This is a genomic window from Gellertiella hungarica, assembly GCF_014197145.1.
In the GTDB taxonomy this organism is placed as follows: Bacteria; Pseudomonadota; Alphaproteobacteria; order Rhizobiales; family Rhizobiaceae; genus Gellertiella; species Gellertiella hungarica.
On record NZ_JACIEZ010000001.1, the window covers coordinates 47,083 to 72,708 of the forward strand.

Genomic DNA, 25,626 nt, shown 5'->3' on the forward strand with positions numbered 1-25,626 from the left:
GGGAGGGGGGGGCTTTCGCCCCGCGGTCAGATGGCGGGTTTTGCAGCCGCGTTCGCGGCAAGCGCCTCGCGGAAGCCTTCGGGCAGCTTCACCTTGCGCTTGTCGGTCATGAACTGGGTGCCGGCGGCAACCACGAGATCGCCCCGCTTCAGCCCGTCGTCGATGGCCACGCCATCGGCGGTGAAGGCGCCGGCCCTGACCTCGCGCGGCGAGACCGTCTTGCTCTGCGCATCGACCACCCAGACCACCGTGCGGCCCTCGGTCTTCGACAGGGCCGAAAGCGGCAGGTTGACCACGGGATGGCCGCTCTTGCGGCTGGCCTCGACGGTGGCGGTCATGCCGAGGCGGACGCGCGGATCGTCGTCGAGGGAGACACGCACGGCAAAGGTGCGCGAAAGCGGATCGGCGCTTGCGGCGATCTCGCGCACCTTGCCGCGAAGATCGATCCCGGCATCCGCCCAGAAGCGGGCGCGCACCGGCTGGCCGACGCTGAAGGCGGCGATATCCATCTCCGGCACGGCGATCTGCACTTCCTTCTCGTCGTCGGCGGCAATCACCACGGCGATGCTGCCGGCGCCGATCACCTGGCCGGCCTCGGCCTGAACGGCGGTGACCACGCCGTCGCGGTCGGCGGTCAGGTCGGCATAGCGGAGCTGGTTGCGGGCCTCGTCGAGCTGCGCCTCGGCCGAGGTGCGGGTGGAAAGCGCCTGATCATAGGCGAGCTTGCGCTGTTCGAGCAGCGAGAGCGGAATGGTCTTCTGGCGGTAGAGCTGGTCGGCGCGCCGGAAGGCGGCTTCCGCCGTCTCGAACTGCTGGCGGGCCGCATCGAGGCTCGCCCTGGCGCGGCTTTCCGCCAGCGTGATGTCGGACCGGTCGAGGCTGAGCAGCACGTCGCCCTTCTTCACGCGGTCGCCGATGTCGACGCGGCGATCGATGATCTTGCCGTTGATGCGGAAGCCGAGATTCATCTCCGTCCGCGCCTTGACGGAACCGGAATAGACGAGGGTGGAGGAGACCTCCGCCGGCTCGACCTTGACGATCTTCACGGGGCGGATTTCCTCGACGGTCTCGACCTTTTCCTGCGAGCAGGCCGACAGCGCAAAGGCGGCGGCGGCCAGCGCGGTTGCGGTCAGGGCCGTGCGGAGCGTGCGGCCAAAGGGGGTGGGCTGCATCATGATCTCAGTTCCTTGTTCGTGCGCCGCATGGGCGGCGGGCCTTGTTCGTGCGCCGCACGGGCGGCAAGTCTTGTTCAGTGCGCCGAAGCGGCGGCGGGCGGCGCGTATTTCAGGGCGCGCAACAGGAAATCCGCGCTCTGCTCGGGCGTGGCGCGGTTTTTGCGGGGCGGGCATTGGGAGACGCATTGCGGATGAACCAGCGCCGTCATGCCCGACAGGAAGCACTTGGCGGACACTTCCGAATCCTGCGGCGGGAACTCGCCGTTGCGGATGCCGTCCTCGATGATGGACTGGGCGGTCCGCCACTGCCGCTCGATATGCGCCTCGATGACCGGCCACTGCTTTTCCATGGCGACCACCACCATCTCGTGGACCTTTTCCTCCACAAGGAAGGTCTCGACGGTGAGGCGGTGCATCTCGAGGAGGAAGCGGCGCAGGCGCTCCTCCGCGGGCAGGTCGAGGGCGGCGATGTCACGGGCGAGCGTGTCGTTCTGCGCCAGCATGCGGCGCGCGAGCTCCTCGTGGATGTCGGCCTTGGAGCGGAAGAAACGGTAGATGTTGGCCGGCGACATGCCGAGGTCGCGGGCGATGTCGGCCACGTTGGTCTTGGCGTAGCCGTAGACCCGGAAGAGCTTCTCGGCGCTTTCCAGGATCCGGCGGATGTTGTCCTCGTGGGTCATTTCGGTCATGGCGTGCGGCCAATTGTTCGCTGAAAGATAACTTCTGACGAAATTTATAATTCGTCAGTCGTCATAAATCAAGGGGTGGGGCTCATTTTCCCGCGGCGCGGAGGGGACCCATGCGGATCCATGGACCCGCTGCCGCGCCTGCCGGCCGTGCCGGGCAGCGGCGGCCCGGCGATGCGAGTTCCCCCTTGACTCCGGTCAGACCGCAATTCTATTCTGATGCATACATCAGGAAAGTGACGGGCATCTGCGCCCCACCGAAGCCTTGCCGGGCTTCCGTGGGCCTGTTGTCATTTGGGGGAACAACTTGGCTGAGAAGATCCGCGTGCCGGTCGGCATTCTCTTTTCCCGTTCCGGGTCCTATGCCGGTCCGGCCGGGCAGGGCTATGCCGGCGCGCTTTCGGCCATCGAGGCCGTCAATGCCGATCCGGAAAGCCGCTTCGAGCTGCGGCCCGTGGTGGCGGATCCGGGCGGCAATACCGACCGCTACGCCCCGCTTGCCCGTAAGCTGCTCGTCGAGCACGGGGTCAAGCACATCGTCGGCTGCACCACGTCCTGGAGCCGCAAGGAGGTGATCCCCGTCATCGAGAAGACGGATGCGCTCCTGTGGTATCCCTGCATGTACGAGGGTTTCGAGGCGAGCGAGAACGTCGTCTATGTGGGCGCCTGCTCCAACCAGCATGTCCTGCCGATCCTGGAATTCGCCATGCCCGCCTTCGGCGACAAGGGCTTTCTCGTCGGCTCCAACTATATCTGGGGCTGGGAAACCTGCCGGCTTGCCCGCGAGGTGATCGGCCGGTCGGGCGGCGTGGTGCTCGGCGAGCGGCAGGTGTCGCTGGGTGACACGGATATCGGCCACATCGTCGAGGAAATCCGCCGCAAGCGGCCGGATTTCATCCTGAATTCGCTGGTCGGGCCGTCCTCCTACGCCTTCCTGAAGGCCTACCGGGCGCTTGGGGAAGAGGATCCGGATTTCCTGCCCGCGCGCCGTCCGGTGCTGAGCTGCAATTTCCTGGAAAACGAGATGCGCGAGATCGCCCCCGCCTACGAGGGCAACTTCACCACCGCGATCTACTTCCAGGCGCTGGAAACGGCCGACAACCGCGCCTTTCTCGCCAGCCTCGATCCCGCGCTCGTCGATGGTGGCATCTCCGCCTGCTTCGCGCAGGCCTATGCCTCGGTGCTGCTGATCCGCGCCGGACTCGAGGCGGCGGAACAGGCAACGGCCACCGCGCAGCTCGAGGCGGTCAAGGCCCTGCGGCCTTCAACGCCGCTCGGGCCGCTCACCATCGATCCCGCGACCAATCACCTGCATGCGCCCGTCCACATCGCCCGGGGCACGGCGGACGGCCGCTACGCGGTGTTCCATCACTCCCGGGAAGCCGTGGCGCCGGACCCGTTCCTCAGCCGCACGCCGCTGACCGTGGGTGCCCGCCAGACGCCGGCCCCGGCCCGCCTGAGGATCGTCCCATGACCGGCGCATTCACCACACCCTCCTTCGAAGGCCTGAAGGCGCTGCTTCTGCATCGCGAGCATGCCAATACCGAGGCGCTGGAGCGCCAGTTCGCCCGCATCGGGGTGCGCGTCACCCGTGTCTGGCCGGAGCTCGAGCCCGGGCTGGGCTTCGGCGATTTCGACATCCTGCTCTTCGATGCGGACATGGGCTATGACGGCCAGTTCGCCTGGGCCCCGGGGGAAGCGCCGATGCCCACCATCGCGCTGATCGGCTCCGAGGCGCCCGGCCGGGTCAGCTGGGCCGCGGCCCATGGCGCGGATGCGCAGATGCTGAAGCCCATCGGCTCTTCCGGCGCCTATTCCGCGCTCGTCATCGCCACCCATGCCTTCGCACGGCGCAAGGCGCTGGAGCAGAAGGTCGAGACGCTGATCGGGCGGCTGAACAATCGCGAGCGGCTGGCCGAGGCGGTCGCGGTGCTGATGGTCCGCCACGGACTGAGCGCCAGCGCCGCCTACAACCGCCTGCGCCGCAGCGCCATGGAGGCGCGCGTCACCATGGACGATGCAGCGCTGCGCATCCTCGACGAAACCGGCGCAGGGGAGGAAAAGTCCAGTGGCCTCTGAACCCGTTTCCGCCGGCCTTGCCGCGCCCGCCCTTCCGGGCTTCTGGCGGCGCTTCTTCCGCCGCAAGCTTGCCACAGCCGGCCTGGCCGTGCTGGTGCTGATCGTTCTCGCGGCGGTGCTTGCGCCGTGGATCTCGCCCTACAATCCCGACGAGCAGTTCTTCGACGGGCTGACGCTCGAGGGCGCGCCGCTGCCGCCCAATGCGCAATACTGGTTCGGGACCGATCTCGTCGGCCGCGACCTCTTCAGCCGCATCCTCTACGGCGCGCGCACCTCGCTCGTCATCGGCATTCTCGCCAATGGCGTCTCGGTGCTGATCGGCGCGCTGGTCGGGATTACGGGCGGCTATTTCAAGGGCTGGGCCAGCGCGGCCCTGATGCGCTTCACCGACCTGATGATGGCCTTTCCGGCACTCCTTCTCGCCATCGTGCTGGCGGCGATGTTCCGGCCGAGCCTGCTCATCGTCGCGCTCGTCATCGCCATGGTGAACTGGGTGCAGATCGCCCGCGTGCTCTATACCGAGACCCGCTCGCTGGCCGAGCGCGACTTCATCGAGGCCGAACGGGCGCTGGGCGCGGGAACGGTGCGCATCCTCACCCGCCACATCCTGCCGCATCTGGTGCCGACGATCCTCGTCTATTCCACGCTCGGCATCGCCACCACGGTGCTTCTCGAGGCGACGCTGTCCTATCTCGGCATCGGCGTGCAGCCGCCGACCGCCTCCTGGGGCAACATCATCTTCGAAAACCAGACCTATTTCACCAGCGCGCCCTGGCTGGTCTTCATTCCCGGCGCCGCGATCATCCTGCTCGCGCTGGCCTTCAACCTCGTGGGCGACGCCCTGCGCGACCTTCTCGATCCCACACAGCAGGGGCATCACGGATGATTTCCTACATCGCCCGCCGCCTTCTCCAGTCGCTCCTGATCCTCGTCGGCATCTCGGTCGTCACCTTCGCGCTGCTCTATCTGCTGCCCGCCGATCCCGCGCGGCAGATCGCCGGGCGCAGCGCGACGGCGGAGACGGTGGCAAACATCCGCGAGCAGCTGGGCCTGAACCTGCCCTTCTACCAGCAGTATCTGCGCTATGCGGCAGGGCTGGTCCAGGGCGATTTCGGCCGATCCTATCTCCAGAAGACCGAAGTGTCGGAGCTGATTGCCTCGCGCCTGCCGGCAAGCCTGCTGCTGATGGCCGGCGCCATCACCTGCGAGCTGCTGCTCGGCATCACCATGGGCCTGGTCGCCGCGCTCCGGCGCGGAAAGCCCGCCGACCACATCCTGATGCTCGTCTCCTTCGTCGGCGTCTCGGCGCCGCAGTTCGTGGTCGGCATCATGATACTCTACGTCTTTGCGGTGACGCTCGGCTGGTTCCCCATCGGCGGCTACGGCACCTTCGCCCATCTCGTGCTGCCGTCGCTGACGCTCGGCATCCTCGGTGCCGGCTGGTATGCCCGCATGATGCGGTCTTCGATGATCGACGTCCTGCGGCAGGACTTCATCCGCACGGCCCATTCCAAGGGCATCTCCGGCCGCGCCGTCATCTGGCGCCATGCGCTGCCCAACGCGATCCTGCCCGTCATCGCCATGATCGGCATCGATATCGGCCTGTTCATGTCGGGCATCGTGGTGGTGGAAAGCGTCTTCGGCTGGCCGGGCATCGGCCAGCTCGCCTGGCAGGCGATCCAGCGCGTCGACATCCCGATCATCATGGGCGTCACGCTCGTCTCGGCGCTCGCCATCGTCATCGGAAACTTCATCGCGGACATGGTGACGCCGTTCATCGATCCGCGCATCAAGCTGCGCTGAGGGTCCCGCCGGGCCCGAGGCGAACAACGAAAACCAGAGGAGAACGATCATGAAGAAGATATTGCTTGCGGGCGTCGCGCTGATGGCGCTCTCCGCCTTCGGCATCGAAAGCCGCGCCGACGACATCAAGCAGGGCGGATCGATGACCGTCACCTACAAGGACGACGTCTCGACGCTCGATCCGGCGATCGGCTACGACTGGCAGAACTGGTCGATGATCAAGAGCCTGTTCGACAGCCTGATGGATTACGAGCCGGGCACCTCGAACCTCAAGAAGGATCTCGCCGAAGACTACACCATCTCCGAGGACGGCAAGACCTTCACCTTCAAGCTGGTGAAGGGCGTGAAGTTCCACAATGGCCGCGAGATGACCGCCGAGGACGTGAAGTACTCGCTCGACCGCGTGACCAACCCGAAGACCCAGAGCCCCGGCGCCGGCTTCTTCGCCTCGATCAAGGGCTACGAGAAGATGGCGGACGGCTCGGCCACCTCGCTCGAGGGCGTGACGGTCGTCGATCCCTACACGGTCAAGATCGAGCTGTCGCGGCCCGACGCGACCTTCCTGCACGTGATGGCCATCAACTTCTCCTCCATCGTTCCCAAGGAGGAAGTGGAGAAGTACGGCGCCGATTTCGGCAAGCATCCGGTCGGCACCGGGGCCTTCAAGCTCGCGGAATGGACGCTCGGCCAGAAGCTCGTCTTCGAGCGCAACAAGGATTACTGGAACAAGGGCCTGCCCAAGCTCGACCAGATCGTCTTCGAGGTCGGCCAGGAGCCGGTCGTGGCGCTGCTGCGCCTGCAGAAGGGCGAGGTCGACGTGGCCGGTGACGGCATTCCGCCGGCGAAGTTCCTCGAGGTGAAGAACGACCCGAACTTCTCCAAGCTGATCGTCGAGGGCGGCCAGCTGCACACGGGCTATCTCACCATGAAGGTGACGATGAAGCCCTTCGACAACCTGAAGGTCCGCCAGGCGGTCAACATGGCGATCAACAAGGAGCGGATCGTCAAGATCATCAACGGCCGCGCCGTTCCCGCCAACCAGCCGCTGCCGCCGACCATGCCCGGTTATGCCAAGGACTACGAGGGCTACAAGTTCGATGTCGAGGGCGCCAAGAAGCTGCTCGCCGAAGCGGGCTTCCCCGACGGTTTCGAAACCGAGCTCTATGCCAACAACACCGATCCGAACCCGCGCATCGCCCAGGCGATCCAGCAGGATCTGGCCGCAATCGGCATCAAGGCCGAGATCAAGTCCCTGGCGCAGGCCAACGTCATCGCTGCCGGCGGCGAGCCCGACCAGGCGCCGATGGTCTGGTCCGGCGGCATGGCCTGGATCGCCGACTTCCCCGATCCGTCCAACTTCTACGGCCCGATCCTCGGCTGCTCGGGTGCGGTCAAGGGCGGCTGGAACTGGTCCTACTACTGCAACAAGGACATCGACGCCCGCGCAACGGCCGCCGACAGCATCACCGACCCCGCCAAGAAGGGCGAGCGCGAGGACGCCTGGAAGGGCATCTTCCTCGACGTCATGAAGGACGCCCCCTGGGTGCCGGTCATGAACGAACAGCGCTTCACCATCCGCTCGGAGCGCCTCGGCGGCCCGGATGCGATCTTCGTCGATCCGGTCCACATTCCCGTTCACTACGATCAGGTTTACGCCAAAGATGTGCAATAACTGCAACTACACCATCCATGGCCGCCATCACCATTTCGGCTGGGACCGCTCGTTCCAGCCGGTGGAGACGGTGGCGCCGGGCTCCATCATCCGTTTCGAATGCATGGACAGCGGCAGCGGCCACTTCACCCGCGAAAGCACCGTGGCCGATATCGGCACGCTGGATTTCTCCAAGGTCAACCCGGTCACCGGTCCCGTCTATGTCGACGGGGCCGAGCCCGGCGATGCCATCAAGGTGACGATCCACGAATTCGAGCCGTCCGGCTTCGGCTGGACGGGGATCATCCCCGGCTTCGGGCTTCTGGCCGACCAGTTCACGGAGCCGGCGCTGGCGCTGTGGTCCTATGACCGGGAAAGCATGACGCCGGCCGCCTTCGGCAAGCATGCCCGCGTGCCGCTGAAGCCCTTCGCCGGCACCATCGGACTGGCGCCGGCCGAGGCGGGGCATCACTCCGTGGTGCCGCCGCGCCGGGTGGGCGGCAATCTCGACATCCGCGACATCACCGTCGGCACGGAACTCTACCTGCCGGTAGAGGTGGCGGGCGGGCTGTTCTCCATCGGCGATACCCATGCGGCGCAGGGGGATGGCGAGGTCTGCGGCACGGCCATCGAGAGCCAGATGAACCTCACGCTGACGCTCGACCTCGTGAAGGGCGCCAACCTGAAGATGCCGCGCTTCACGACGGCAGGACCCGTGACGCGGCATCTCGATGCGCGCGGCTACGAGGTGACGACGGGCATCGGCGCCGACCTGATGGAGGGCGCGAAGGCCGCCGTCTCCAACATGGTCGACCTCCTTGCCCGCCAGCACAACCTGACGGCGGAGGATGCCTACATGCTCTGCTCCGTCTGCGGCGACCTGCGCATCAGCGAGATCGTCGACATGCCGAACTGGGTCGTATCCTTCTACTTCCCGCGCATCGTCTTCGAATGAGCGAAACGGGGGCCGCGTTCTCGGCCCCCGTCCCACTCCCTTCCAGAAAAGGCACTGCCCGACCGTGACCACCGATCCAACACAGCCGCTGCTCTCAGTCAGGAACCTCGTCACCCAGGTGGCGACGCCGGCGGGCGCGCGTTCGGTGATCCGGGATCTGAGCTTCGACCTCGACCGCGGCAAGACGCTCTGCATCGCGGGCGAAAGCGGCTCCGGCAAGTCGATGACGGCGCTCTCCCTCATGCAGCTCCTGCCCAAGCCCATGGCGCGGGTCGCCTCCGGCCAGGCGATCTTCAAGGGGCGGGACCTCTTTTCGCTCGGGGAGGAGGAGATGCGGGCCGTGCGCGGCCGCGAGATCGGCATGATCTTCCAGGAGCCGATGACCTCGCTGAACCCGGTGCTGACCGTCGGCCGGCAGCTCGTCGAGGCCATCACCGCGCATCGCCCCATGGGCCAGGCGGCAGCCCTTGCGGAGGCGCGCCGGCTGCTCGAGCAGGTGCAGATCCCCGACCCGGCGCGCCGGCTCGGCCAGTACCCGCACGAGCTTTCCGGCGGCATGCGCCAGCGCGTGATGATCGCGATCGCGCTTTCGCAGGGGCCCGACATCCTCATCGCCGACGAGCCGACCACCGCCCTCGACGTGACGGTGCAGGCGCAGATCCTGTCCCTCATCCGCATGCTGCAGGCGGAAAAGGGCACCTCCGTCATCATGATCACCCACGACATGGGCGTGGTGGCCGAGATGGCCGATCACGTGCTGGTCATGAAGGACGGGCAGGCGGTGGAGCACGGGGATACCGTGCCGCTGTTTCGCGAACCGAAGGCCGCCTATACCCGCATGCTGCTCGACGCGGTGCCGAAGCTCGGCGAAATGACCGGCACCGACCGTCCGAAGCGGGGCAGGGCGGAAACGGAGGCCGCCGGCACGGCGCCGGTCCGCCAGCCGATCCTCGAGGTGCGGGACCTCACCGTCCGCTTCGACATCAGGGGCGGCATCCTGCAGCGGCCCGTCGCGCGGGTGCATGCGGTGGAAGGCCTGAGCTTCGATCTCTATCCCGGGGAAACCCTGTCGCTGGTCGGCGAAAGCGGCTGCGGCAAATCCACCACCGGCAAGGCGCTGATGAACCTCGTGCCCTGGACCGGATCGGTCAGGGTGGCGGGACGCGAGACGCAGGGGCTCTCCCGCCAGGCCATGAAGGCGGTGCTGCGCGACGTGCAGATGGTGTTCCAGGACCCCTATGCCTCGCTCGATCCGCGCTACCGCGTCGGCGATCTCGTCGCCGAGCCGCTGCTCATCCACGGCATTGCCTCGGGCAGCGAGCTGAAGGACCGGGTGGAATATCTCTTCAGGCGGGTGGGCCTGTCGCCGGATCAGGCGCGACGCTATCCGCACGAGTTTTCCGGCGGTCAGAGGCAGCGCATCTCGATCGCAAGGGCGCTTTCGCTCTCGCCGAAGATCATTATCGCCGACGAAAGCGTTTCGGCGCTCGACGTCTCCATCCAGGCGCAGGTGCTCGACCTCCTGCAGGACATCCAGAACGAGACGGGCATTTCCTACATCTTCATCTCCCACGACATGGCGGTCGTGGAGCAGATCAGCCACCGGGTCGCGGTGATGTACATGGGCCAGTTCGTGGAAACCGGCACGCGGCGGCAGATCTTCGAGAACCCGCAGCATGCCTATACGCAGGCGCTTCTTTCGGCCGTGCCCGTGCCCGATCCGACGCGGGACAGGAGGGCCTACGACCCCTCCGCCCGGGAGATCCGCAGCCCCATCCGGCCGCTGGACTTCACGCCGAAGCCGGCCGCCTTCCAGAATGTCGGGGGCGGCCACTTCGTCGCGCGGTGACGGAAGGCGCCCAAGACCGGGCAGGCGGCGGCTCGGCGCCGGCCGCCGTCCCGGGCAGGGCCCTGCGTCATATGCGTCCCATCAGCATCAGCACGATGACGATCACGAGCACGAGGCCGAGACCGGAGCTCGGATAGTAGCCCCATGCCGTGCTGTGCGGCCACACGGGGAGCGCACCGATGAGAACCAGGATGAGGATGATGACGAGAATGGTACCGACGCTCATGATTGTCTCCTTCTGCTGGGCCGCTGCGACCGGCAGGCCGCAGGCGGCGGGGTCTCACTGGGAATAGGTGAAAGGCGGAAGCCGCTTGAGGTTGTCCTTCGTCGCGCCGCGCAGCAGGAGCTGGTCGCCCTTGCGCTCGAAGGAACTGGCGGGAACGACGACAAGCGTGTCGCCGAGCCCGAGAAAGCCGCCCACGGACAGCACCGCGAAGGGCACGTTGCCCGCCGGGCCGATGATCAGGTCGTCCACGGTGCCCACGGCCTCGCCGTCGCCGTTGACCACGGTCGCGCCGATGAATTTCGAGGCCCGGTAGCCGCCTGCCAGCGCATTCGGATCGATCTGCTCGAGGGTGATCACTGTCGTGGTGGTGCTGGTCTGCGCAAGGGCTGCGGCCGGCAGGGCGCCGGCGGTGGCAGAGGCAGCCAGGAAGAGGAAGGTGCTGGGTTTCATGCTGTCTGTCCGTGGAAGCGCCGGGCAGGCCGCCGCAGCGGCCCGCCCGACGAAGGATAAAACGATCAGTCGCGGGCGGCGTCCTTGACGCTGCCGACGGCGTTCTGAACCTTGCCCTTGGCCTTCTGCATCTTGCCATCGGCATTCAGCTTGGCGTCGCCGAGGATCTCGCCGGCAGCTTCCTTGACGGAACCGGCGGCCTGGTTTGCGGCACCCTTGATGCGATCCTTGTCCATGGTCGAATCCTTTCCTTCATTGCTGGCCCGCTGGGAGAACGGGCCTCCTTCGTGAGGGGATGAAGGGCCGGCGGAAGCCGAGCCTGCAGTCCTCACCTTTCATCGCAAGTAGGGCTGGCTCGGCTCGCTCACAGGATCGGAAACTACTCAATTTCCCCGGCGGGCAGGGCAAGGACGAGGCGGGCGAGCTGGGGAAGCGACCGCGAGCCGGTCTTCTTCATGATCGCGGCCCGGTGGTTTTCGACCGTGCGCTGGCTGATGCCGAGATCGGCGGCGATGTTCTTGCTGGGGTGACCGTCGAGAACCATGGCCATGATCTGTTTCTGGCGACGGGTGAGCCCCTTCAGGGCCTGGGCCGCCTTCTCGCGGCTCTGCTGTTCCGCCTCGGTGTTGCGGGCGCGCGACAGGGCGGCGCGCACGCAGGACACCAGACTGGCCGCGCTGACCGGCTTCTCGATGAAATCGCTCGCCCCCATCTTCATGGCGCTGACCGCCATCTGCACGTCGCTGCTGCCCGTCATCATGATCGAGGGAAGGGGGTGGCCGCGCCGCCCCATTTCGGCCAGGAGGTCCAGCCCGCTCATGCCGGGAAGATAGGCGTCGATCAGCAGGCATCCGTGGCTCTCGCCCTCGTAGGCGGTCAGGAAATCCTCGCAGCTTTCGAAATCGCGGACTTCCGATCCCTCGGCCTCCATCACCTCCCGCATGACCGTGCGGATGGAGGGATCGTCGTCGATGACGAAAACGAGCGGCGCCTGCCCGTCGGCTCCTGCCGCGGGCTCCGGTTCCTCGGCCGGCGGGGCGGCGGGCGGGGGCGGGGCAAGCGGGCGCAGGGCCGCCGGTGCCGGATTGGCGAGGAGCGCCGTCAGCTGCCCGATCGTCACGCCCATGCGGTCCACGAGCATCGCCGCCTTCGGCTCCGTGACCTGCTTCTTCAGCAGGCTGTGGAGCAGCACGAGCGTCTGCAGGGGCTGGCGCAGTTCGTGGGCGGTGCCCGGCGAAGCCGGCGCCGGCGGGGCGGGCACGGAGAGCGGTATGGCCTCCCCGGAAAGGTTTTGCGAAGGCAAGAGATCGCCGGCACCGAGCAGGCGGCCCTCCGGGCCGAGCACCTCCCGCAGGAGCGTGGCTTCGGCTTCATCGAGGGCGCCGTGCACGATCACGGCCAGCCCGTCGCGGCTGCGTGGCAGCGAGGGGAGAAGCGCCGCGATCCGTTCCGCATCTCCCTCGCCCGGCGCCGGTCGCAGGCAGAACCGTCCCTTCTCCACGACGAGGCAGCGCCCGGCCGGCAGCAGGTGGATGGTCCCTTCGACGAGTGCGGTGCCGTGGGAGACGGAAACGACCGGCTGATCCTCGGAGCCGGCAGAGGCGGCGGCTGCGGTGGCCGGGGCGGGGGCGAGCACCAGCAGCGTCGGCTCTCCAGTGCTCCTGCCGGAGATTTCGGCGCGAATTCTGCGCATGAGGGAAGCGAGCTCCGCCGCTCCTCCCTCCTTCATCCAGAGGAGGAAAAGGGCAGGCGCGCCTGTCTTGCGGTGGCGTTCGGTCGGCGACATGGCTGTTTCCCGTTACAGCGGATCGGCTGGAACATGCCCCGTGCCGCCAGCCGGGGCACGATATCCCCACTCGCGACTCATGTCCCGCCTCGAGCCCCTAGAACGGCGAAGCCAGCCTTTGGTTCCCGTTCCGATCCCAGAAAATGCGTATAAATGCTCATGGACAGATAGTTCCCTCGCGATCCCCTTCAACCTCGCCTCGCCGGCCATAGGTATATTCCGAGCCTGCCACGGTTCCTGCCGCTTCCTACATGCCAAGGCGGAGTTCGGCGGCGGCGCTGGCTGCCTGCGTCTCTCGAAGGCCGCGCGGATCGCGGCGAACAGACAGCACCGGAGTAAAGACGACATGGCCAATTCTACCAGTGACGACATTGCAGCCCTTCGCGAAGATCTGAACAGCCTCCGAGCGGATCTTGCAAGCCTGGTATCGAACCTCAAGTCTGATGCGACGCGCGGAATGTCGCGGGGTGCCAACCAGTTCGACGAGAACATGCAGGCCCTCTACCGCTCTGCCCTGAACAGCGGCGAGGAACATGCCCGCCAGATCGGCAGGAAGATCGAGGATCATCCGCTGCTTGCCATCATGCTCGTGCTGGGCGCCGGCTATCTCGGCGGCCGCATGCTGAGCCGCTCATAATCCATGCGCGAGCTCCTTCGCCTCCTCATCCATGTGGCCGACAGCCAGATGGCACGGGAGCGCCCCAGTCTGGTGACGCGCACGGTCTGCGGGCTCATCGCCGGGTTCTTCATGCTGGCGGCGGCCGGATGCGGCGTCGCCGCCCTGTGGATAGCCCTCCTGCCGAGCCTCGGCCCGGCAGGCGCGCCGCTTGCCATTGCCGGCCTGCTGTTCGTCATCGGGCTGGTGTTTCTGCTGGTTGCGCGGCGGCGCCCGGTCCTGGTCGTTGCCGATCCGGCTGCCGACCCCCGGCATCCGTCCGCAGGCAGCCCCCTTTCGGCCAACAGGAGTGCGCTCCTTCTCGCACTCTTCACGGCCGCCTTCCAGAGCGGCGCGCGTCGGTAACCCAACCGCTTCGGAAATGGAAAAAGCCCGGTCTTCGGACCGGGCTTTTCTGTGTCTGGCTTCCCCTTGCGGATCAGGCCTTGAAGGGGCCCTCGATGCCGAAGGACTGCATCAGCGACTTGTGGCGGTTGAAGGCCTTGAGGAGTTCGGCGCCGTAACGTTCCACCAGCATCGACTGGCGGCAGGCATCCGGTGCGGAATCCAGCGCGCCGAGGATGGCGGCGAGCGTTTCAGCCGTTTCGCGGGCCGTCTTCAGCGCGGCCTTGTCGGCGGCAAGCGCCAGAACGTCCTGGCCGGTGGTGGCCCCGACGCCCTTGACGGTCTTCGCGCCGCCGGAGGTGTAGCCGGCCGGCAGGTCGCCCTTGAGGTTCACCACGCGCTTGAACTGGATCAGATCGAAGATCTGGTCGACGGCCTGCTTAGCGCCTTCGACGCGCGAGACATGCTCGGTATCGGCGGCGGCATGGGGCAGAAGCTCCAGCCGGCCCGGATATTTCTGGCCGAGCGGCAGGTAGGGCACCATCGGGCCGGAAACGGCGCCGGTTTCGGCATGGGTGAAGAGATCGGCATCGATTGCCGCATAGCGCACCTTGCCGGAAGCCAGCGCCCGGTCGAGGGCATCCGCATCCACGCCTTCGCCGCGGTCGTAGTTGAGCAGGACCGCGCCGTCATTGGCGGCGGCAAAGACGCTGTCGCCGATGAAGCCGGCATTGGCGAACTTGCCGGTTTCGGCATCGAGCGCCCCGAGGCCGGTGTGAAGCGAGAGCACGTCGGCGCCCCTGGCTGCCTCTTCCTTGGTCGCGGCCCAGGTGAAGCCTTCGCTTTCGATCCACTCCTTGTGGCGCTCGCGGGCGAAGATCTTGACCTTCATGCCGAAGGCGCTGGCGAGCTTGGCGAGTTCGCGGCCGATATTGCCGTAGCCGAACACGGCCATGACCTTGCCTTCCAGCTTCTCGGTCGGGAATTCGCGCAGGTTGCGGCCCGTGTCGAACTTTCCGGCGGCGGTGAGCGCGTGCATCTTCTCGACGGCGAGATCGGGGAGCACCTTGAGGAGTGCCTTCATGGCCATCTGCGCGGTGGCGCGGGAGTTGAAGCTCGGCGTGTTCATCAGAACCGCGTGGCCGCCCTCGCCATTGCCGCCGCCCCAGGAGGCGGAGCCCATGTTGCCGGTGCCGGCGCCGATGCGCACGCCGCCGAACTCGAACTGCGCGCCCTTCGGCAGGAAGGTGGCGGCTGCGATCACGGCGTCATACTGGCCGTTGCCGGCAACGGCCATGATCTCGGCTTCGGTGGAGATGTCGGGCACGTAGAAGAAGTGCAGCTTGCCCTTTTCGAGCGCCTGGCCGTCCTCGTAGCCCTTCTCGTGGAAGACGCCGCCCTTGGCTTCGACGTAAGCCTTGACTTCCGAATGATCCGGCTCGCCCTTGGCATCGAACTTCAGGCCGACGCGGTCGCAGACCAGCACCTTGTAGGCGCGGTTCGGATCGTCCTTGCGTTCGGTGGCGGAAGCCCTGGCTTCGGCTTCGAAGGTCACGCCCTGCTTTGCAAGTTCCTCTTCCAGCACGGCGATCTTGGCGCGGTGATAGGCGTAATGCAGGTTGTCGAGCAGCGCCGTCACGTCGGAGATCGGGCGGATGCCGCCGATCCAGGCGCGGTAGTCGCCGGGCGTGCCGGGGAAGGCGTTGATGTAGCGGGCGACATCGAGGCCGGCCTCGTAGGTGCCGTTCGGATGGGTCACGCCGTCATAGGACAGGATGTTCTTCGAATAGGCGACGATGCGGGCATGGATCGCCGGATCGGTGATGTCGGCATCCTTGACCTTCAGGAGCGTCACGGCCGCACCACGGTGATCGACGCTCGAGACGCCGAGCTCGAACAGCGGATGGGCGGCCACCCAGCGGTTCACTTCCTCGCGGTTGGCGACGGAGCGGCGGTTCAGCTCCGAGACGGTGCCGATGCGCTTTTCGGCGCGCAGCAGGCCGAAGGTGGTTTCGGCAAAGGCGAGCGTCGAGAAGGTGTTGATCACGCCGCCCAGCATCTTGTTCTGCTCGGGATCGTAGATCGGGCCGACATTGACGGTGCGCTCGCCGGTCAGCGGCTTCTTCGGATCGACGGGGGCGGCAATCTTCAGCTGGCGCGGGATCGCCCAGGAGGGCTGCTTCTGGTTCCTCTCGACGAGTGCCAGCGCGGCCGGCGTGAAGGAGATGATGTAATAGCCCGAGATGCCGCCGATCGCCTTCTGGAAGGGCATGAACATGCAGCACCTGGTGATGACTTCGTTGACCAGCTTCTCGCCCCAGGGCATGGCGCCGAGCATCGAGGTGGCGTCGAGAACGACATGGTGCTCTTCCGGGTTCATCGCGATCCAGGCGAGCAGCTGCTCGATGTCGCGGGCGGAATAGGTGGTCGCACCCGTGGTTTCATGGCCGACGCCGATGAAGAGCTTGATGCCCATCGCCTTCAGCTCTTCGGCACTCGGCACGATGCCTTCTTCCTTGGCGAAGTGGATGCGGCTTTCGTCGCCGTTCTTGGCATAGCGCATCATCTCGATGATCTGCGCGCCCCAGGACTGGCGGAAGAAGCCGGACGACTTGGCCTCTTCGCTTTCGGGACGCAGCGTGTCGACGAAGACGTGCTGGGAGGGATCGTTGGTGGTGATGAGGTGCAGGGCGGCAGCGGTGAAGCCGGAATGGCCGCCGCCGAGGCCGACGGCCATCTTGTTGGCCTTAGGGAATTCGAAGTAGCGGTGGATCTCGCGCATCATGTCCAGCAGGAACTTGTCCGCCGGATAGCCGCGATGCATGGAACGGCCGATTTCGGCAGCGGTGAACGGGCCGAGATCGTTGCCCTTGTCGTCGAGCTTGCGGTAGTTCTGCTCCAGCCAGCGCTCGAACTCGAACTTGATGAAGCGGCTGTCGGCCTCGTCGGCTGCGCCGTCGGTGATCGGGCCCACGCCGAAGAAGGGGTTCGCGGTGCGTGCGGGCGGACCGTTGCGGGTCGCCTCAAGCGAAGCAGCACGTTGAGCTTTGAGCGTTTCTACATCAGTCATTTTTGCGGAACCCCACCGTAAGGAGAATGGCACGAGGAAAAGTGCCGGCATCTTATCGATGGCCGGTTGGCGTGTAGGCTTGGATACGTCACATCTTGTCTAAAAACGCCCAGAGAAACGATTGTTTCAGCGCTTTCGTGCCGGTTTTTCCCAAAAGCGTGCCGCAAAACGCCAAGCGGGCATTGATCGGCGCGAAATGCGCCGTTTGGCGGGATGGCCGGCTCCGCCGGGCCTGTCCACTCCGTCCGCTGCGGTGAGGCCTGAAAAGATCGTTTCAGCGGCCCGTCAGCGCATTGGCGAAACGCGCGAGGCCGGAGGGACCGGCGCCCGGCCTTGCCTCCTGCCGGTCGGCCATGTGGAAGAGCCGGTACATGGTGTGCACGCCGAGCCAGCGGAGCGGTTCCGGCTCCCAGGGGCGCACCTTCCGGTTCACCCAGGGCAGGCGCGTGAGGGCGGTGTCCTTCCGGAGCACGAGATCGGAGAGCGTCCGGCCCGAGAGGTTGGAGGTGGAGACGCCGACGCCGACATAGCCGCCCGCCCAGCCGATGCCGGTATCCGGGTCGAGGCCGACGGTGGCGCACCAGTCGCGCGGGACCCCGAGCACGCCGCACCAGGCATGGTCGATCCTTGCACCCTTCGTCTGCGGAAAGTGCCGGTGGAGGATTTCGGTAAGCTGCCGGATCGTCTCCGGCTGCGTCTGGCCGTTCACGTCGGTCTGCGAGCCGAAACGGTAGGGAACGCCGCGTCCGCCCATGGCGATGCGGCCTTCGCGGGTGCGCTGCGCATAGCAATAGGCGTGGGCCCCGTCGCCGAGGATCTCGTGGCCGTTCCAGCCGATCTCCCGCCACAGCGCCTCGGAAAGCGGCTCGGTGACGATCTGCGCGCTGTTCAGCGGCAGCCAGGTGCGCGAGAGGCCCGGCAGGCCGGCGGTGAAGCCCTCGGTCGCGCGGATGATCACCGGCGCCCTGACGGTTCCGCGCGCGGTGGTGACGAGACCCTTCTCCAGCCCGGTGACGGCGGTGTCCTCGTAAATCGTCACGCCGAGGCGCTCGACCGCGCCGGCGAGGCCGCGGACCAGCTTTGCCGGCTGCACGCGGGCCACGCCGCGGGTGATCATCGCGCCGTGGACATTGGCGATGTTGATCCGGGCGCGCGCCTCTTCGGCGCCGATCAGGTGGATGTCCTCGGCGGGGACGTCCCAGGCCTTCTCGGCGGCGAAATCCTTCTGGATGCGCTCCCACTGGACGGCGCTGGTGGCGGCGCGCATCTCGTCGGTGCGCACGATGTCGGCATCGATGCCTTCCGCCTCGCAGACGCGGATGACCTCCTCGACCGTTCCCATCATGGCGGCCACCATCTCGCGCACGCCGTCGCGGCTGCCGGTCGAGAGATACTTCTCCCGCGACCAGGCGAACCCGCCGGAGAGCCAGCCGCCATTGCGGCCGGAGGCGCCGAAGCCGGCAAATTCCCGCTCCAGAATCACGATGTCGAGGCCGGGGTCGGCCTTCTTCAGGTAATAGGCGGTCCAGAGCCCGGTATAACCCGCGCCGACGATGCACACATCCGCCGTCCGGTCGCCCGGAAGGGCAGGCCGTTTTCCGGGCAGGCCGCCGATATCGCGGTACCAGAAGGACACATCCCCGTTGCGCATGAAATACCCCCGCCGATCATTGCGACGCGCACCCTGCCATGTGCCCGGCGACGGGCGCAAGAGGCGGATTGGCGCGTTGCCCGAAGCGCGCCGGAATGCGATACCGGAGGGCAGACAGTCCGGAGACCCTGCATGACCTCGATCACCACGCCCCGCTCCATCGCCCAGCTTTCGGTCCTCATCCAGTCGGGTGCCCTCGATCCCCGGGATCTCGCCCGGGAAACCATCGCGGCCATCCGCGCCCACCCCGATGGCGCGATCTTCCTCAAGGTCACGGAGGAGCGTGCGCTTGGCGAAGCGGAGCGGTCTCAGGCGCGCCTGCGCGAGGGGCGCTCGCTCGGGCCTCTCGACGGCATTCCGCTGGCGTGGAAGGACCTCTTCGCCATGGAGGGCCTCGCCAATCCGGCGGGGTCGCGCATCCTTGCCGATGCCGCGCCGGAGGCCCGCGATGCGGCGGTGGTCGAGCGGCTCCAGCGGGCCGGCATGGTCAGCGTCGGTCGCGTCAACATGAGCGAGTTCGCCTTTTCCGGCCTCGGCATCAACCCGCATTTCGGCACGCCGCGCAATCCGCGCGCTACGGACGGGCAACGCATCACCGGCGGGTCGTCCTCCGGGTCGGCAGCAGCCGTCGCAGCGGGACTGGTGCCGGTGGCGATCGGCACGGACACGGGCGGATCGATCCGCATTCCCGCCGCCTTCACCGGGATCGTCGGCTACAAGGCCACGCGCGGCCGCTATCCGATGGATGGCGTCTTTCCGCTGGCGACCAGCCTCGATTCGCTGGGGCCGCTCTGCCGCACGGTGCAGGACTGCATCCTCGTCGATGCCGCCATGCGCGGACGGGTCACGCCTGATGTCCGCGCCGAGTCGCTGTTCGGCCAGGACGTGATCGTCCCCGAGACCGTCGTCTTCGACGATATCGAGGATGGCGTGGCCGCCGCCTTCGAGGCGGGGCTCCTCCGGCTCGAAAAGGCCGGCGCCCGCATCCGGCGCATGGCGGTGCCGGCCTTTGCCGCGGTCTTCCGGCTGGCGGCGGAGCATGGCCCGCTGGTCACGGCGGAAGCCTTCGCGCTGCACCGCGAACGGCTTTCGGGGCCTCAGGCCGAGGGCATGGACCCGCGGGTGGTGGTGCGCTGCCGGCTGGGGGAGAAGATTTCCACCCCTTCCTACATCGCCATCCTCGAGGCGCGCGCGCGGCTGATCGCGGAGATGGAAAGCCTCGTCGGCGAAAGGGCCATCCTCGCCTTCCCGACGCTGCCCCATGTGGCGCCGCGCATCGAACCGCTGCTCGAAAGCGACGATGCCTTCTTCCGCATGAACGGCCAGACGCTGCGCAACACGCTGATCGGCAACTTCCTCGACTGGTGCGGCGTTTCGCTGCCCTGCGGAACGGGGGAGGCTGGCATGCCGGCAGGCCTGCTGCTCTCCGGCCTGCCGAACCGGGACGACCGGCTGCTCGGGCTGGCGCTCTCGGCGGAGTGCGCGCTCGCCGGGCCCTGAGCGCGTCCCTGCCGCATCACGGCACGCCTTCGCTTATGCACAATAAAAACGTTTATATTTTCTATTGAAAACGATTTTATCGTGCCGTATGACTCACGTCAGGAGGAGCGAGATGGGCAAGCCGACACGCAGGGTGGAGATGCCGACAATCAAGACGCTGGCAGAGATGACCGGCTTCTCGATTGCGACCGTCTCCAAGGCGCTCCGGGACTCTCCGGTGGTTGCCCCTGCGACCCGTGACGCGATCTTCGATGCCGCCGAGAAAGTGGGATATCGGGCAAACCAGCGCGGCCAGGCGCTTCGCACCGGCAAGACCTATCAGGTCGCGGTTCTCATGCCGCTCACCGGCGCATCCGGCTATGAGTGGGACGGGGTGGAATATACCCAGATCCTGTCCGGCATCAGCCAGGCGCTTGATGGCAGCGGCTACCGCATCTCCGCTCACATCGTCACCGATGCGGAAGACGGGGCCGCGATGGCCCGCCAGATCGCGGGGCTCGGCATGGCGGACGGGCTGATCTTTTCCGGCATTCTGGCCGACGATCCGCGCATCAACCTGCTGGCGGAGACGGCCTTTCCCTTCGTGACGCTCGGGCGCTGCCGGCGCGACATCGACTATGCCCATGTGGACGTCGACAACGAATGGGCCGCCCATGCGGCCACGGCCCGGCTGATCGAGGGCGGCCATCGCCGCATCGCGCTCGTCAATCCGCACCGGCGGCTTTCCTATTCGCTCGATCGTCTCGACGGCTTCACGCGGGCCTTTGTGGAACGGGGGCTTGCGCCCTCGCTCGATCTCGTGGTGGAGGGCGATCTCTCCACCCGCTTCGGCAAGGACAGCACCGAGGCGCTGCTGGCGCGCCCCGATCCGCCGAGCGCCTTCGTCTGCGTCAACGAATCCACCACGCTCGGCGTCCTGTCCGGCCTTGCCGCACGCGGCCTTGCGGTTGCCCGCGACGTGGATGTGATCGCCTATGACGACATCAATGTCAGCGCCTATTTCACGCCGCCGCTGACCACGCTCTACCTGCCCATCGAACAGCTTGGCCGCATGCTCGGCCAGTTCCTGCTCCGGCGGATCGCCGGGGAGGGGCCGTCGAGGCTCCGCCAGACCTTCCAGCCGGCGCTGATCCCGCGCCAGGCCGACAATTGCCGCATGACCTCAAACCCTATGACAGGAGGAGAATAGGATGAGAAAGACCCTTCTTGCGCTGGCGCTCGCCGCCCTTTCCGCATCGTCCGTGCTGGCTGCCGATCTCGGCGGCAAGCTCTTCAAGGTGGGATCGGACACCACCTCGCCGCCGATGGAAAGCGTCGATCCCGCCACAGGGCAGATCGTCGGCTTCGACGTGGACGTGGTGAATGCCATCTGCGCGAAGATCAACTGCAAGGCCGAATTCGTCACCACCGGCTGGGACGGCATCTTCGCCGCCCTCGACCAGGGCAATTTCGACTTCGTCGCCTCGGGCGTCTCCATCACCGAGGAGCGCAAGAAGGCGATGGACTTCACCGATCCCTACATCGTCAACAGCCAGGCGGTGCTGATGCGCGTCGAGGATGCGGTTTCCTCCGCCGAGGATTTCAAGGCCAAGGGCCTGAAGCTGTCGGCGCAGGCCAACACAACGGATGCGGATGTGGCGGCCAGCATCGTCGGCAAGGAAAACGTGCTGGCCTACGATACCTTCAGCGCCTCGGTCCTTGCGCTGAAGAACAAGGACGTGGATGGCGTGGTGATCAACGGCGCCAATGCCGATGCCTATGAAAAGGAATTCGCCGGCGAGCTCGTGGCGCCGATCCGCGGCCTCTCCTCCGATCCGCTCGGCCTCGTCTTCCGCAAGGGCGATCCGAATGTCGCGGCCTTCAACGAGGGCATCAAGGCGATCCGCGAGGACGGTACACTGGACAAGCTCGTCCAGAAGTACTGGGGTACCAACTGAAACCAGCTCCCTCCCGAGCTGACCTTGCGGGCCGGTGGCAAAAGGCCGCCGGCCTGCAGGGGAATCCCTGAACTGTCTTACTGGAGGAATGGATGTCATTCCTGACGCGGGTCCGCCCGAGCAACCTCATCATCCTGTCGGCCACGCCCTTCATTATCTATCTTTTCGCGACTTCGGCCGATTACATGCGTTCGCTGCGGGCGCTGGCGGGGGTGGAGAACGGCTCGGGAATCATGGTTCCGGGCTTCCTCATTCTCGTGGCGCTTGCCGTTTCCGGCCTGCTGGCCCTTGCCTTCATGGGCCGCAGGGACGCAAGGCGGCTGATCGCGATCCTGTCGGTTGCCGTTCATGCCGCCTGTCTCGTGGTGCTGTGGTCGGGGGGCCTTGCCCATCCCTTCATCGCGTCAGCCCTTGCAAACGGCGTCGATGCCTTCGCCTCGAACCTCATCGTCCCCGGCGTCAGCCCGCGGCAACTCACCCCGGAGGCAGACCTCTGGCTTCGCGGCCTGGTGCACATCGCCGTTCCGGTCCATGCGGCACTCTCTTTTGCCGGTCTGGCGCTTTATGGCGCTGCCCTTCTGAAGATCTCCCCCGCGCTTCGCAAGGCCGGCCTTCTGGTCGCCGGCCTGCCCAACGGCCTGCTGCTCGCCTTCCTTGCCTTCTTCGCCCACATCGCCTTTGCGGCGGGCGTGGCGACCACGCTTAGGGCGGCGGTGCTCGCCTATCTGCTGGCGGCCTTCCTCGGCCTCGTCTGGGTCGGCATGCTGCAGCTTGCCCACAGCCGGCGCACCACCGCCATCTTCAGCGTGATTGCCCTGCTGCTTGCGGGCATCGCCGCCTGGAACCTGCTGCAGCCGCCCGCGGACTATGTCCTTGCCGGCACGCGGGAGGCAAAGATCGGCATCGTTCGGGGCACGCCCTCCTCGCTGGTGGGCGCGGTCCGCTTCGGCCAGTATCCGGGAGCGCCGGAGGGCGAGGCGGGCGTGCGCACCTTCCTCACTGCCGAAGAGGCGATCAGGGCCGTGGACGCGAAGCAGGGCGTCAGCGCCGTGCTGCTGCCCGCGGCCCGGCCGCCGGCCGGCTGGCCCGTGCTCTGGCAGACCGCCGCGCTCAACGACGGCAACCGCTCCGCCGGCATCACCTTTGCGGTGCTGGCCATCATCCTCGGCATCCTGACCTTCGGCGGCGCCATTCACCGGCGGCATCCGCTGGCGATCGGCTCGGAATTCGTCATCGACACGATCCGCGGCATCCCGATGCTCGTCATCGTGCTCTATGTCGGTCTGCCGCTGTCGGGCGCGATCAAGGATGCGAGCGGCGGCGCCATCGATCCGCCGAACATGATGCGCGGCATCGTCGCCATGGCGATTGCCTATTCGGCCTATCTCGCCGAGATCTTCCGCGCCGGCATCAATGCCATTCCCGCCGGCCAGACGGAGGCGGCCAAGTCGCTCGGGCTCAACCGCTGGCAGACGGCCCGCCACGTGGTGCTGCCGCAGGCCTTCCGGGTGATCATCCCGCCGCTCGGAAACGAGCTGATCGCGATCCTCAAGGACACCTCGCTGCTCTCCATCCTGTCCATCCGCGACATCACGCAGCGCATGCGGGAATTCCAGTCGGCGAGCTTCCTGCCATTCGCTCCGTACAATTCGGCCGCCATCTTCTACATCTTCCTCACGCTTGCAGCGGCAAGCATCGTGAATACCGTCGAGAGAAAATACCATGTCAAGCATCGCTGAACGGCGCGAAGAGCTGCTCCACCGGGCCTCCGCCATCCGCTTCCCCTCGGACTTCGTCTTCGGAAGCGCGACCTCCGCCTACCAGATCGAGGGCGCAGCCACCCTCGACGGCAAGGGCGAGAGCATCTGGGATCGCTTCACCCGCCGGCCCGGCGCGATCGTCGACGGCACCAATGGCGATGTCGCCTGCGATCACTACCATCTCTTCCCGCGCGACATCGCCCTGATGAAGGAGATGGGCCTCAAGGCCTACCGGTTCTCGCTTTCCTGGCCGCGCCTTTTCCCGCAGGGGTCGGGCCGGCTGAACGCCGCGGGCGCGGATTTCTACAACCGCCTGATCGATGCGCTGCTGGAGGCGGACATCGAGCCCTTCCTCACGCTCTATCACTGGGACCTGCCGCAGGCCCTGCAGGACAGGGGCGGCTGGTACAACCGCGATACCGCCATGCGCTTTGCGGATTATGCCGCCGGGGCCGCCGCCCTCTTCGGCGACCGGGTGACGAAGTGGACGACGCTCAACGAGCCCTGGACCTTCTGCTGGTGGGGCCACGCCACGGGTGAGGACGCCCCGGGCCTGGCCGACGGCGTGAAGGGCGGCGTTGCCGCCAGCCATCACGCGCTTCTGGCCCACGGCCTTGCCGTGCCGCTGATCCGCTCCGAGGCCCGCAATGCCGAAGTCGGCATCACGCTCGACGTCAACGTCACCGAGCCCGCGACGGACCGCGAGGAGGACGTGGAGGCGGCCCGCCGCTTCGACGGGGCGCAGAACCGCTGGTATCTCGACGCGCTCTTCCGCGGCGCCTATCCCGAGGACATGCTCGATCTCTACGGCCCGCGGCTTTTGCCCGACATCCGGCCCGGCGATCTCGAGACGATCGCCGCACCCCTCGATTTCCTCGGCATCAACAATTACCGCCGGTCGGTGATCCGGGCGGGCACCGAGCTTGCGCCGCTCTCCTTCGCGCGCGTCGCGCCCGAGGGCTCGGACTATTCCGCGCTCGGCTGGGAAATCTGGCCGCAGGCCATCGAGGACATCCTCGTGCATGTGCACGAGACCTACAGGCCGGCGCGCATCTACATCACCGAGAACGGCATGGCGACGGCGGAGGAAACGCCCGATGTGAAGGGCCGGATCGAGGATGTCGAGCGCGCCGCCTATTATGTCGGCTATGTCGAGAAGGTGGCTTCGGCCGTGGCCAGGGGCGTGCCGGTGAAGGGCTATTTTGCCTGGACGCTGATGGACAATTTCGAATGGGCGCTCGGCTACACCGCGCCCTTCGGCCTCGTCCACGTGGATTTCAGGACGCAGGAACGCCGGATCAAGTGGAGCGGCGAGGTCTATGGCCGCATCGCGCGGGAGGCGCCGGGTCGATGAGCGCGACAGGGAAAAGCCCGAAGGGCACCGTTCTCGTGACCGGCGGTCACCGCGGCCTTGGCGCCGCGCTTGCCGCCGAGTTCCTGGCGAGCGGCTGGCAGGTGATTGCTGCCGGGCGCAGGGCAACCTCTCCCGTGGCCGGCATCGAGGCGCTGCCGCTGATGCTCGAGGACGAAGCCTCGATCGAGGCGGCTGCCCGCGCGCTTCTGGGCAGGCCGGTGGACATCCTGGTCCACAATGCCGCCATCCGGGGGGCGACCGGGGGGCTTGCGACCGTCGAGACCGCCGATTTCGAGGCGGTGATGCGGGTCAACGTGCTCGGGCCGCTTCTCCTCACCCGCGCGCTTCTGCCCAATCTGCGCGCAGGCGGGCGCCGGCTGGTGGCGATGATCTCGAGCCGTGCCGGTTCGAACAGCGAGGGCCATGTGGACAATCCCGACGGGGACTATGCCTATCGGCTCTCCAAGGCGGCGCTGAACATGGCGACCACCAAGCTTGCCGCCGACCTCAGGCCCGAGGGCATCGCCGTCATGGCCTTCCACCCCGGCTGGGTGAAGACCGACATGGGCGGCGAGGAGGCGGTGCTTTCCATGGAGGAGAGCGCCTCCGGGCTCAGGCGGCACATCGAAGCTTCGGGACTGGCGCAGACCGCCAGCTTCCGCACCCATGACGGATTGACGATCGGCTGGTGAAG

The 25,626-nt window shown here is 66.8% G+C and carries 23 protein-coding genes; 15 read left to right on the plus strand and 8 right to left on the minus strand.

Translation table 11 applies throughout. The features are described from left to right. Positions 1 to 26 precede the first annotated feature (26 nt). Together GGR23_RS00220 and GGR23_RS00225 are read right to left on the minus strand one after the other, a co-directional pair. Positions 27 to 1,175, minus strand: a complete 1,149-nt coding sequence (locus GGR23_RS00220) for an efflux RND transporter periplasmic adaptor subunit (RefSeq protein WP_246364793.1) — start codon at positions 1,173 to 1,175, stop codon at positions 27 to 29. A gap of 74 nt (positions 1,176 to 1,249) precedes the next feature. Continuing rightward, the gene (locus tag GGR23_RS00225; protein ID WP_183364087.1) at positions 1,250 to 1,864 is read right to left on the minus strand and encodes a TetR/AcrR family transcriptional regulator; all 615 of its coding nucleotides are present in this window, start codon (positions 1,862 to 1,864) and stop codon (positions 1,250 to 1,252) included. 304 nt (positions 1,865 to 2,168) lie between these two features. Between GGR23_RS00225 and GGR23_RS00230 the strand changes: the two genes are divergently transcribed. The 7 genes from GGR23_RS00230 to GGR23_RS00260 all read left to right on the plus strand — a co-directional run bounded on the left by GGR23_RS00230 (position 2,169) and on the right by GGR23_RS00260 (position 10,198). After that, positions 2,169 to 3,335: a transporter substrate-binding protein gene (locus GGR23_RS00230; protein ID WP_183364088.1), complete on the plus strand. Its 1,167-nt coding sequence runs from the start codon at positions 2,169 to 2,171 to the stop codon at positions 3,333 to 3,335. Next, positions 3,332 to 3,940 carry an ANTAR domain-containing response regulator gene (locus GGR23_RS00235; RefSeq protein WP_183364089.1) on the plus strand — a complete coding sequence of 203 codons (609 nt, stop codon included), beginning with the start codon at positions 3,332 to 3,334 and terminating at the stop codon, positions 3,938 to 3,940. The genes GGR23_RS00230 and GGR23_RS00235 overlap by 4 nt, the downstream gene beginning before the upstream one ends. After that, on the plus strand, positions 3,930 to 4,826 hold the full coding sequence (locus GGR23_RS00240; RefSeq protein WP_343066586.1) for an ABC transporter permease: 897 nt from the start codon (positions 3,930 to 3,932) through the stop codon (positions 4,824 to 4,826). The genes GGR23_RS00235 and GGR23_RS00240 overlap by 11 nt, the downstream gene beginning before the upstream one ends. Beyond that, positions 4,823 to 5,743 carry an ABC transporter permease gene (locus tag GGR23_RS00245; RefSeq protein WP_183364091.1) on the plus strand — a complete coding sequence of 307 codons (921 nt, stop codon included), beginning with the start codon at positions 4,823 to 4,825 and terminating at the stop codon, positions 5,741 to 5,743. Before GGR23_RS00240 ends, GGR23_RS00245 begins: the two co-directional genes overlap by 4 nt. A gap of 49 nt (positions 5,744 to 5,792) precedes the next feature. Then, entirely contained in the window at positions 5,793 to 7,415 is a 1,623-nt protein-coding gene (locus tag GGR23_RS00250; RefSeq protein ID WP_183364092.1) for an ABC transporter substrate-binding protein, read from the plus strand. Further along, positions 7,405 to 8,349: an acetamidase/formamidase family protein gene (locus GGR23_RS00255; RefSeq protein ID WP_183364093.1), complete on the plus strand. Its 945-nt coding sequence runs from the start codon at positions 7,405 to 7,407 to the stop codon at positions 8,347 to 8,349. Before GGR23_RS00250 ends, GGR23_RS00255 begins: the two co-directional genes overlap by 11 nt. 64 nt (positions 8,350 to 8,413) lie before the next feature. Further along, positions 8,414 to 10,198: a dipeptide ABC transporter ATP-binding protein gene (locus tag GGR23_RS00260; RefSeq protein WP_183364094.1), complete on the plus strand. Its 1,785-nt coding sequence runs from the start codon at positions 8,414 to 8,416 to the stop codon at positions 10,196 to 10,198. Between the two features lie 67 nt (positions 10,199 to 10,265). On the opposite strand, the gene GGR23_RS00265 is transcribed toward GGR23_RS00260, so the two are convergent. From GGR23_RS00265 to GGR23_RS00280, 4 genes are all read right to left on the minus strand, one after another. Next, positions 10,266 to 10,424: a DUF3309 domain-containing protein gene (locus GGR23_RS00265; RefSeq protein ID WP_183364095.1), complete on the minus strand. Its 159-nt coding sequence runs from the start codon at positions 10,422 to 10,424 to the stop codon at positions 10,266 to 10,268. Between the two features lie 54 nt (positions 10,425 to 10,478). Further along, positions 10,479 to 10,874 carry a PRC-barrel domain-containing protein gene (locus GGR23_RS00270; protein WP_183364096.1) on the minus strand — a complete coding sequence of 132 codons (396 nt, stop codon included), beginning with the start codon at positions 10,872 to 10,874 and terminating at the stop codon, positions 10,479 to 10,481. Between the two features lie 65 nt (positions 10,875 to 10,939). Then, the gene (locus tag GGR23_RS00275) at positions 10,940 to 11,110 is read right to left on the minus strand and encodes a CsbD family protein (protein ID WP_183364097.1); all 171 of its coding nucleotides are present in this window, start codon (positions 11,108 to 11,110) and stop codon (positions 10,940 to 10,942) included. A 143-nt stretch (positions 11,111 to 11,253) separates the two neighbouring features. Then, positions 11,254 to 12,660: a response regulator transcription factor gene (locus GGR23_RS00280; RefSeq protein WP_183364098.1), complete on the minus strand. Its 1,407-nt coding sequence runs from the start codon at positions 12,658 to 12,660 to the stop codon at positions 11,254 to 11,256. Between the two features lie 346 nt (positions 12,661 to 13,006). On the opposite strand from GGR23_RS00280, the gene GGR23_RS00285 reads away from it, so the two are divergent. Both GGR23_RS00285 and GGR23_RS00290 read left to right on the plus strand, forming a co-directional pair. Next, complete coding sequence (locus GGR23_RS00285; protein WP_183364099.1) at positions 13,007 to 13,297, plus strand: hypothetical protein; 291 nt, start codon at positions 13,007 to 13,009, stop codon at positions 13,295 to 13,297. A gap of 3 nt (positions 13,298 to 13,300) precedes the next feature. Further along, a complete protein-coding gene (locus tag GGR23_RS00290) occupies positions 13,301 to 13,681 on the plus strand; it encodes a phage holin family protein (RefSeq protein WP_183364100.1) in 381 nt (126 codons plus the stop codon). Positions 13,682 to 13,754: 73 nt separating this feature from the next. Here the strand turns inward: GGR23_RS00290 and GGR23_RS00295 are convergent, their stop codons facing one another. Together GGR23_RS00295 and GGR23_RS00300 are read right to left on the minus strand one after the other, a co-directional pair. Then, the gene (locus GGR23_RS00295; RefSeq protein WP_183364101.1) at positions 13,755 to 16,730 is read right to left on the minus strand and encodes an NAD(P)-dependent oxidoreductase; all 2,976 of its coding nucleotides are present in this window, start codon (positions 16,728 to 16,730) and stop codon (positions 13,755 to 13,757) included. Positions 16,731 to 17,004: 274 nt separating this feature from the next. After that, positions 17,005 to 18,381: an NAD(P)/FAD-dependent oxidoreductase gene (locus tag GGR23_RS00300; RefSeq protein WP_183364102.1), complete on the minus strand. Its 1,377-nt coding sequence runs from the start codon at positions 18,379 to 18,381 to the stop codon at positions 17,005 to 17,007. 132 nt (positions 18,382 to 18,513) lie between these two features. Here GGR23_RS00300 and GGR23_RS00305 point away from each other — a divergent pair, with 132 nt between their 5' ends. From GGR23_RS00305 to GGR23_RS00330, 6 genes are all read left to right on the plus strand, one after another. Then, on the plus strand, positions 18,514 to 19,881 hold the full coding sequence (locus GGR23_RS00305) for an amidase (protein WP_183364103.1): 1,368 nt from the start codon (positions 18,514 to 18,516) through the stop codon (positions 19,879 to 19,881). A 112-nt stretch (positions 19,882 to 19,993) separates the two neighbouring features. Continuing rightward, positions 19,994 to 21,070, plus strand: a complete 1,077-nt coding sequence (locus tag GGR23_RS00310) for a LacI family DNA-binding transcriptional regulator (protein ID WP_183364104.1) — start codon at positions 19,994 to 19,996, stop codon at positions 21,068 to 21,070. Between the two features lies 1 nt (position 21,071). Further along, positions 21,072 to 21,818, plus strand: coding sequence for a transporter substrate-binding domain-containing protein (locus GGR23_RS00315; RefSeq protein WP_183364105.1), 747 nt, complete (start codon positions 21,072 to 21,074; stop codon positions 21,816 to 21,818). 92 nt (positions 21,819 to 21,910) lie between these two features. Then, the gene (locus tag GGR23_RS00320) at positions 21,911 to 23,557 is read left to right on the plus strand and encodes an amino acid ABC transporter permease (RefSeq protein ID WP_183364106.1); all 1,647 of its coding nucleotides are present in this window, start codon (positions 21,911 to 21,913) and stop codon (positions 23,555 to 23,557) included. Next, positions 23,541 to 24,932: a GH1 family beta-glucosidase gene (locus GGR23_RS00325; RefSeq protein WP_183364107.1), complete on the plus strand. Its 1,392-nt coding sequence runs from the start codon at positions 23,541 to 23,543 to the stop codon at positions 24,930 to 24,932. Before GGR23_RS00320 ends, GGR23_RS00325 begins: the two co-directional genes overlap by 17 nt. Continuing rightward, complete coding sequence (locus GGR23_RS00330) at positions 24,929 to 25,624, plus strand: SDR family oxidoreductase (RefSeq protein WP_183364108.1); 696 nt, start codon at positions 24,929 to 24,931, stop codon at positions 25,622 to 25,624. Before GGR23_RS00325 ends, GGR23_RS00330 begins: the two co-directional genes overlap by 4 nt. The last annotated feature ends 2 nt before the right edge of the window (positions 25,625 to 25,626 follow it).

Coding starts and splice junctions, on each gene's coding strand:
- GGR23_RS00220 (WP_246364793.1), bottom strand. CDS start 1,175: ATGATGCAGCCCACCCCCTTTGGCCGCACGCTCCGCACGGCCCTGACC.
- GGR23_RS00225 (WP_183364087.1), bottom strand. CDS start 1,864: ATGACCGAAATGACCCACGAGGACAACATCCGCCGGATCCTGGAAAGC.
- GGR23_RS00235 (WP_183364089.1), top strand. CDS start 3,332: ATGACCGGCGCATTCACCACACCCTCCTTCGAAGGCCTGAAGGCGCTG.
- GGR23_RS00245 (WP_183364091.1), top strand. CDS start 4,823: ATGATTTCCTACATCGCCCGCCGCCTTCTCCAGTCGCTCCTGATCCTC.
- GGR23_RS00250 (WP_183364092.1), top strand. CDS start 5,793: ATGAAGAAGATATTGCTTGCGGGCGTCGCGCTGATGGCGCTCTCCGCC.
- GGR23_RS00255 (WP_183364093.1), top strand. CDS start 7,405: ATGTGCAATAACTGCAACTACACCATCCATGGCCGCCATCACCATTTC.
- GGR23_RS00265 (WP_183364095.1), bottom strand. CDS start 10,424: ATGAGCGTCGGTACCATTCTCGTCATCATCCTCATCCTGGTTCTCATC.
- GGR23_RS00270 (WP_183364096.1), bottom strand. CDS start 10,874: ATGAAACCCAGCACCTTCCTCTTCCTGGCTGCCTCTGCCACCGCCGGC.
- GGR23_RS00275 (WP_183364097.1), bottom strand. CDS start 11,110: ATGGACAAGGATCGCATCAAGGGTGCCGCAAACCAGGCCGCCGGTTCC.
- GGR23_RS00280 (WP_183364098.1), bottom strand. CDS start 12,660: ATGTCGCCGACCGAACGCCACCGCAAGACAGGCGCGCCTGCCCTTTTC.
- GGR23_RS00285 (WP_183364099.1), top strand. CDS start 13,007: ATGGCCAATTCTACCAGTGACGACATTGCAGCCCTTCGCGAAGATCTG.
- GGR23_RS00290 (WP_183364100.1), top strand. CDS start 13,301: ATGCGCGAGCTCCTTCGCCTCCTCATCCATGTGGCCGACAGCCAGATG.
- GGR23_RS00295 (WP_183364101.1), bottom strand. CDS start 16,730: ATGACTGATGTAGAAACGCTCAAAGCTCAACGTGCTGCTTCGCTTGAG.
- GGR23_RS00300 (WP_183364102.1), bottom strand. CDS start 18,381: ATGCGCAACGGGGATGTGTCCTTCTGGTACCGCGATATCGGCGGCCTG.
- GGR23_RS00305 (WP_183364103.1), top strand. CDS start 18,514: ATGACCTCGATCACCACGCCCCGCTCCATCGCCCAGCTTTCGGTCCTC.
- GGR23_RS00310 (WP_183364104.1), top strand. CDS start 19,994: ATGGGCAAGCCGACACGCAGGGTGGAGATGCCGACAATCAAGACGCTG.
- GGR23_RS00315 (WP_183364105.1), top strand. CDS start 21,072: ATGAGAAAGACCCTTCTTGCGCTGGCGCTCGCCGCCCTTTCCGCATCG.
- GGR23_RS00320 (WP_183364106.1), top strand. CDS start 21,911: ATGTCATTCCTGACGCGGGTCCGCCCGAGCAACCTCATCATCCTGTCG.
- GGR23_RS00325 (WP_183364107.1), top strand. CDS start 23,541: ATGTCAAGCATCGCTGAACGGCGCGAAGAGCTGCTCCACCGGGCCTCC.
- GGR23_RS00330 (WP_183364108.1), top strand. CDS start 24,929: ATGAGCGCGACAGGGAAAAGCCCGAAGGGCACCGTTCTCGTGACCGGC.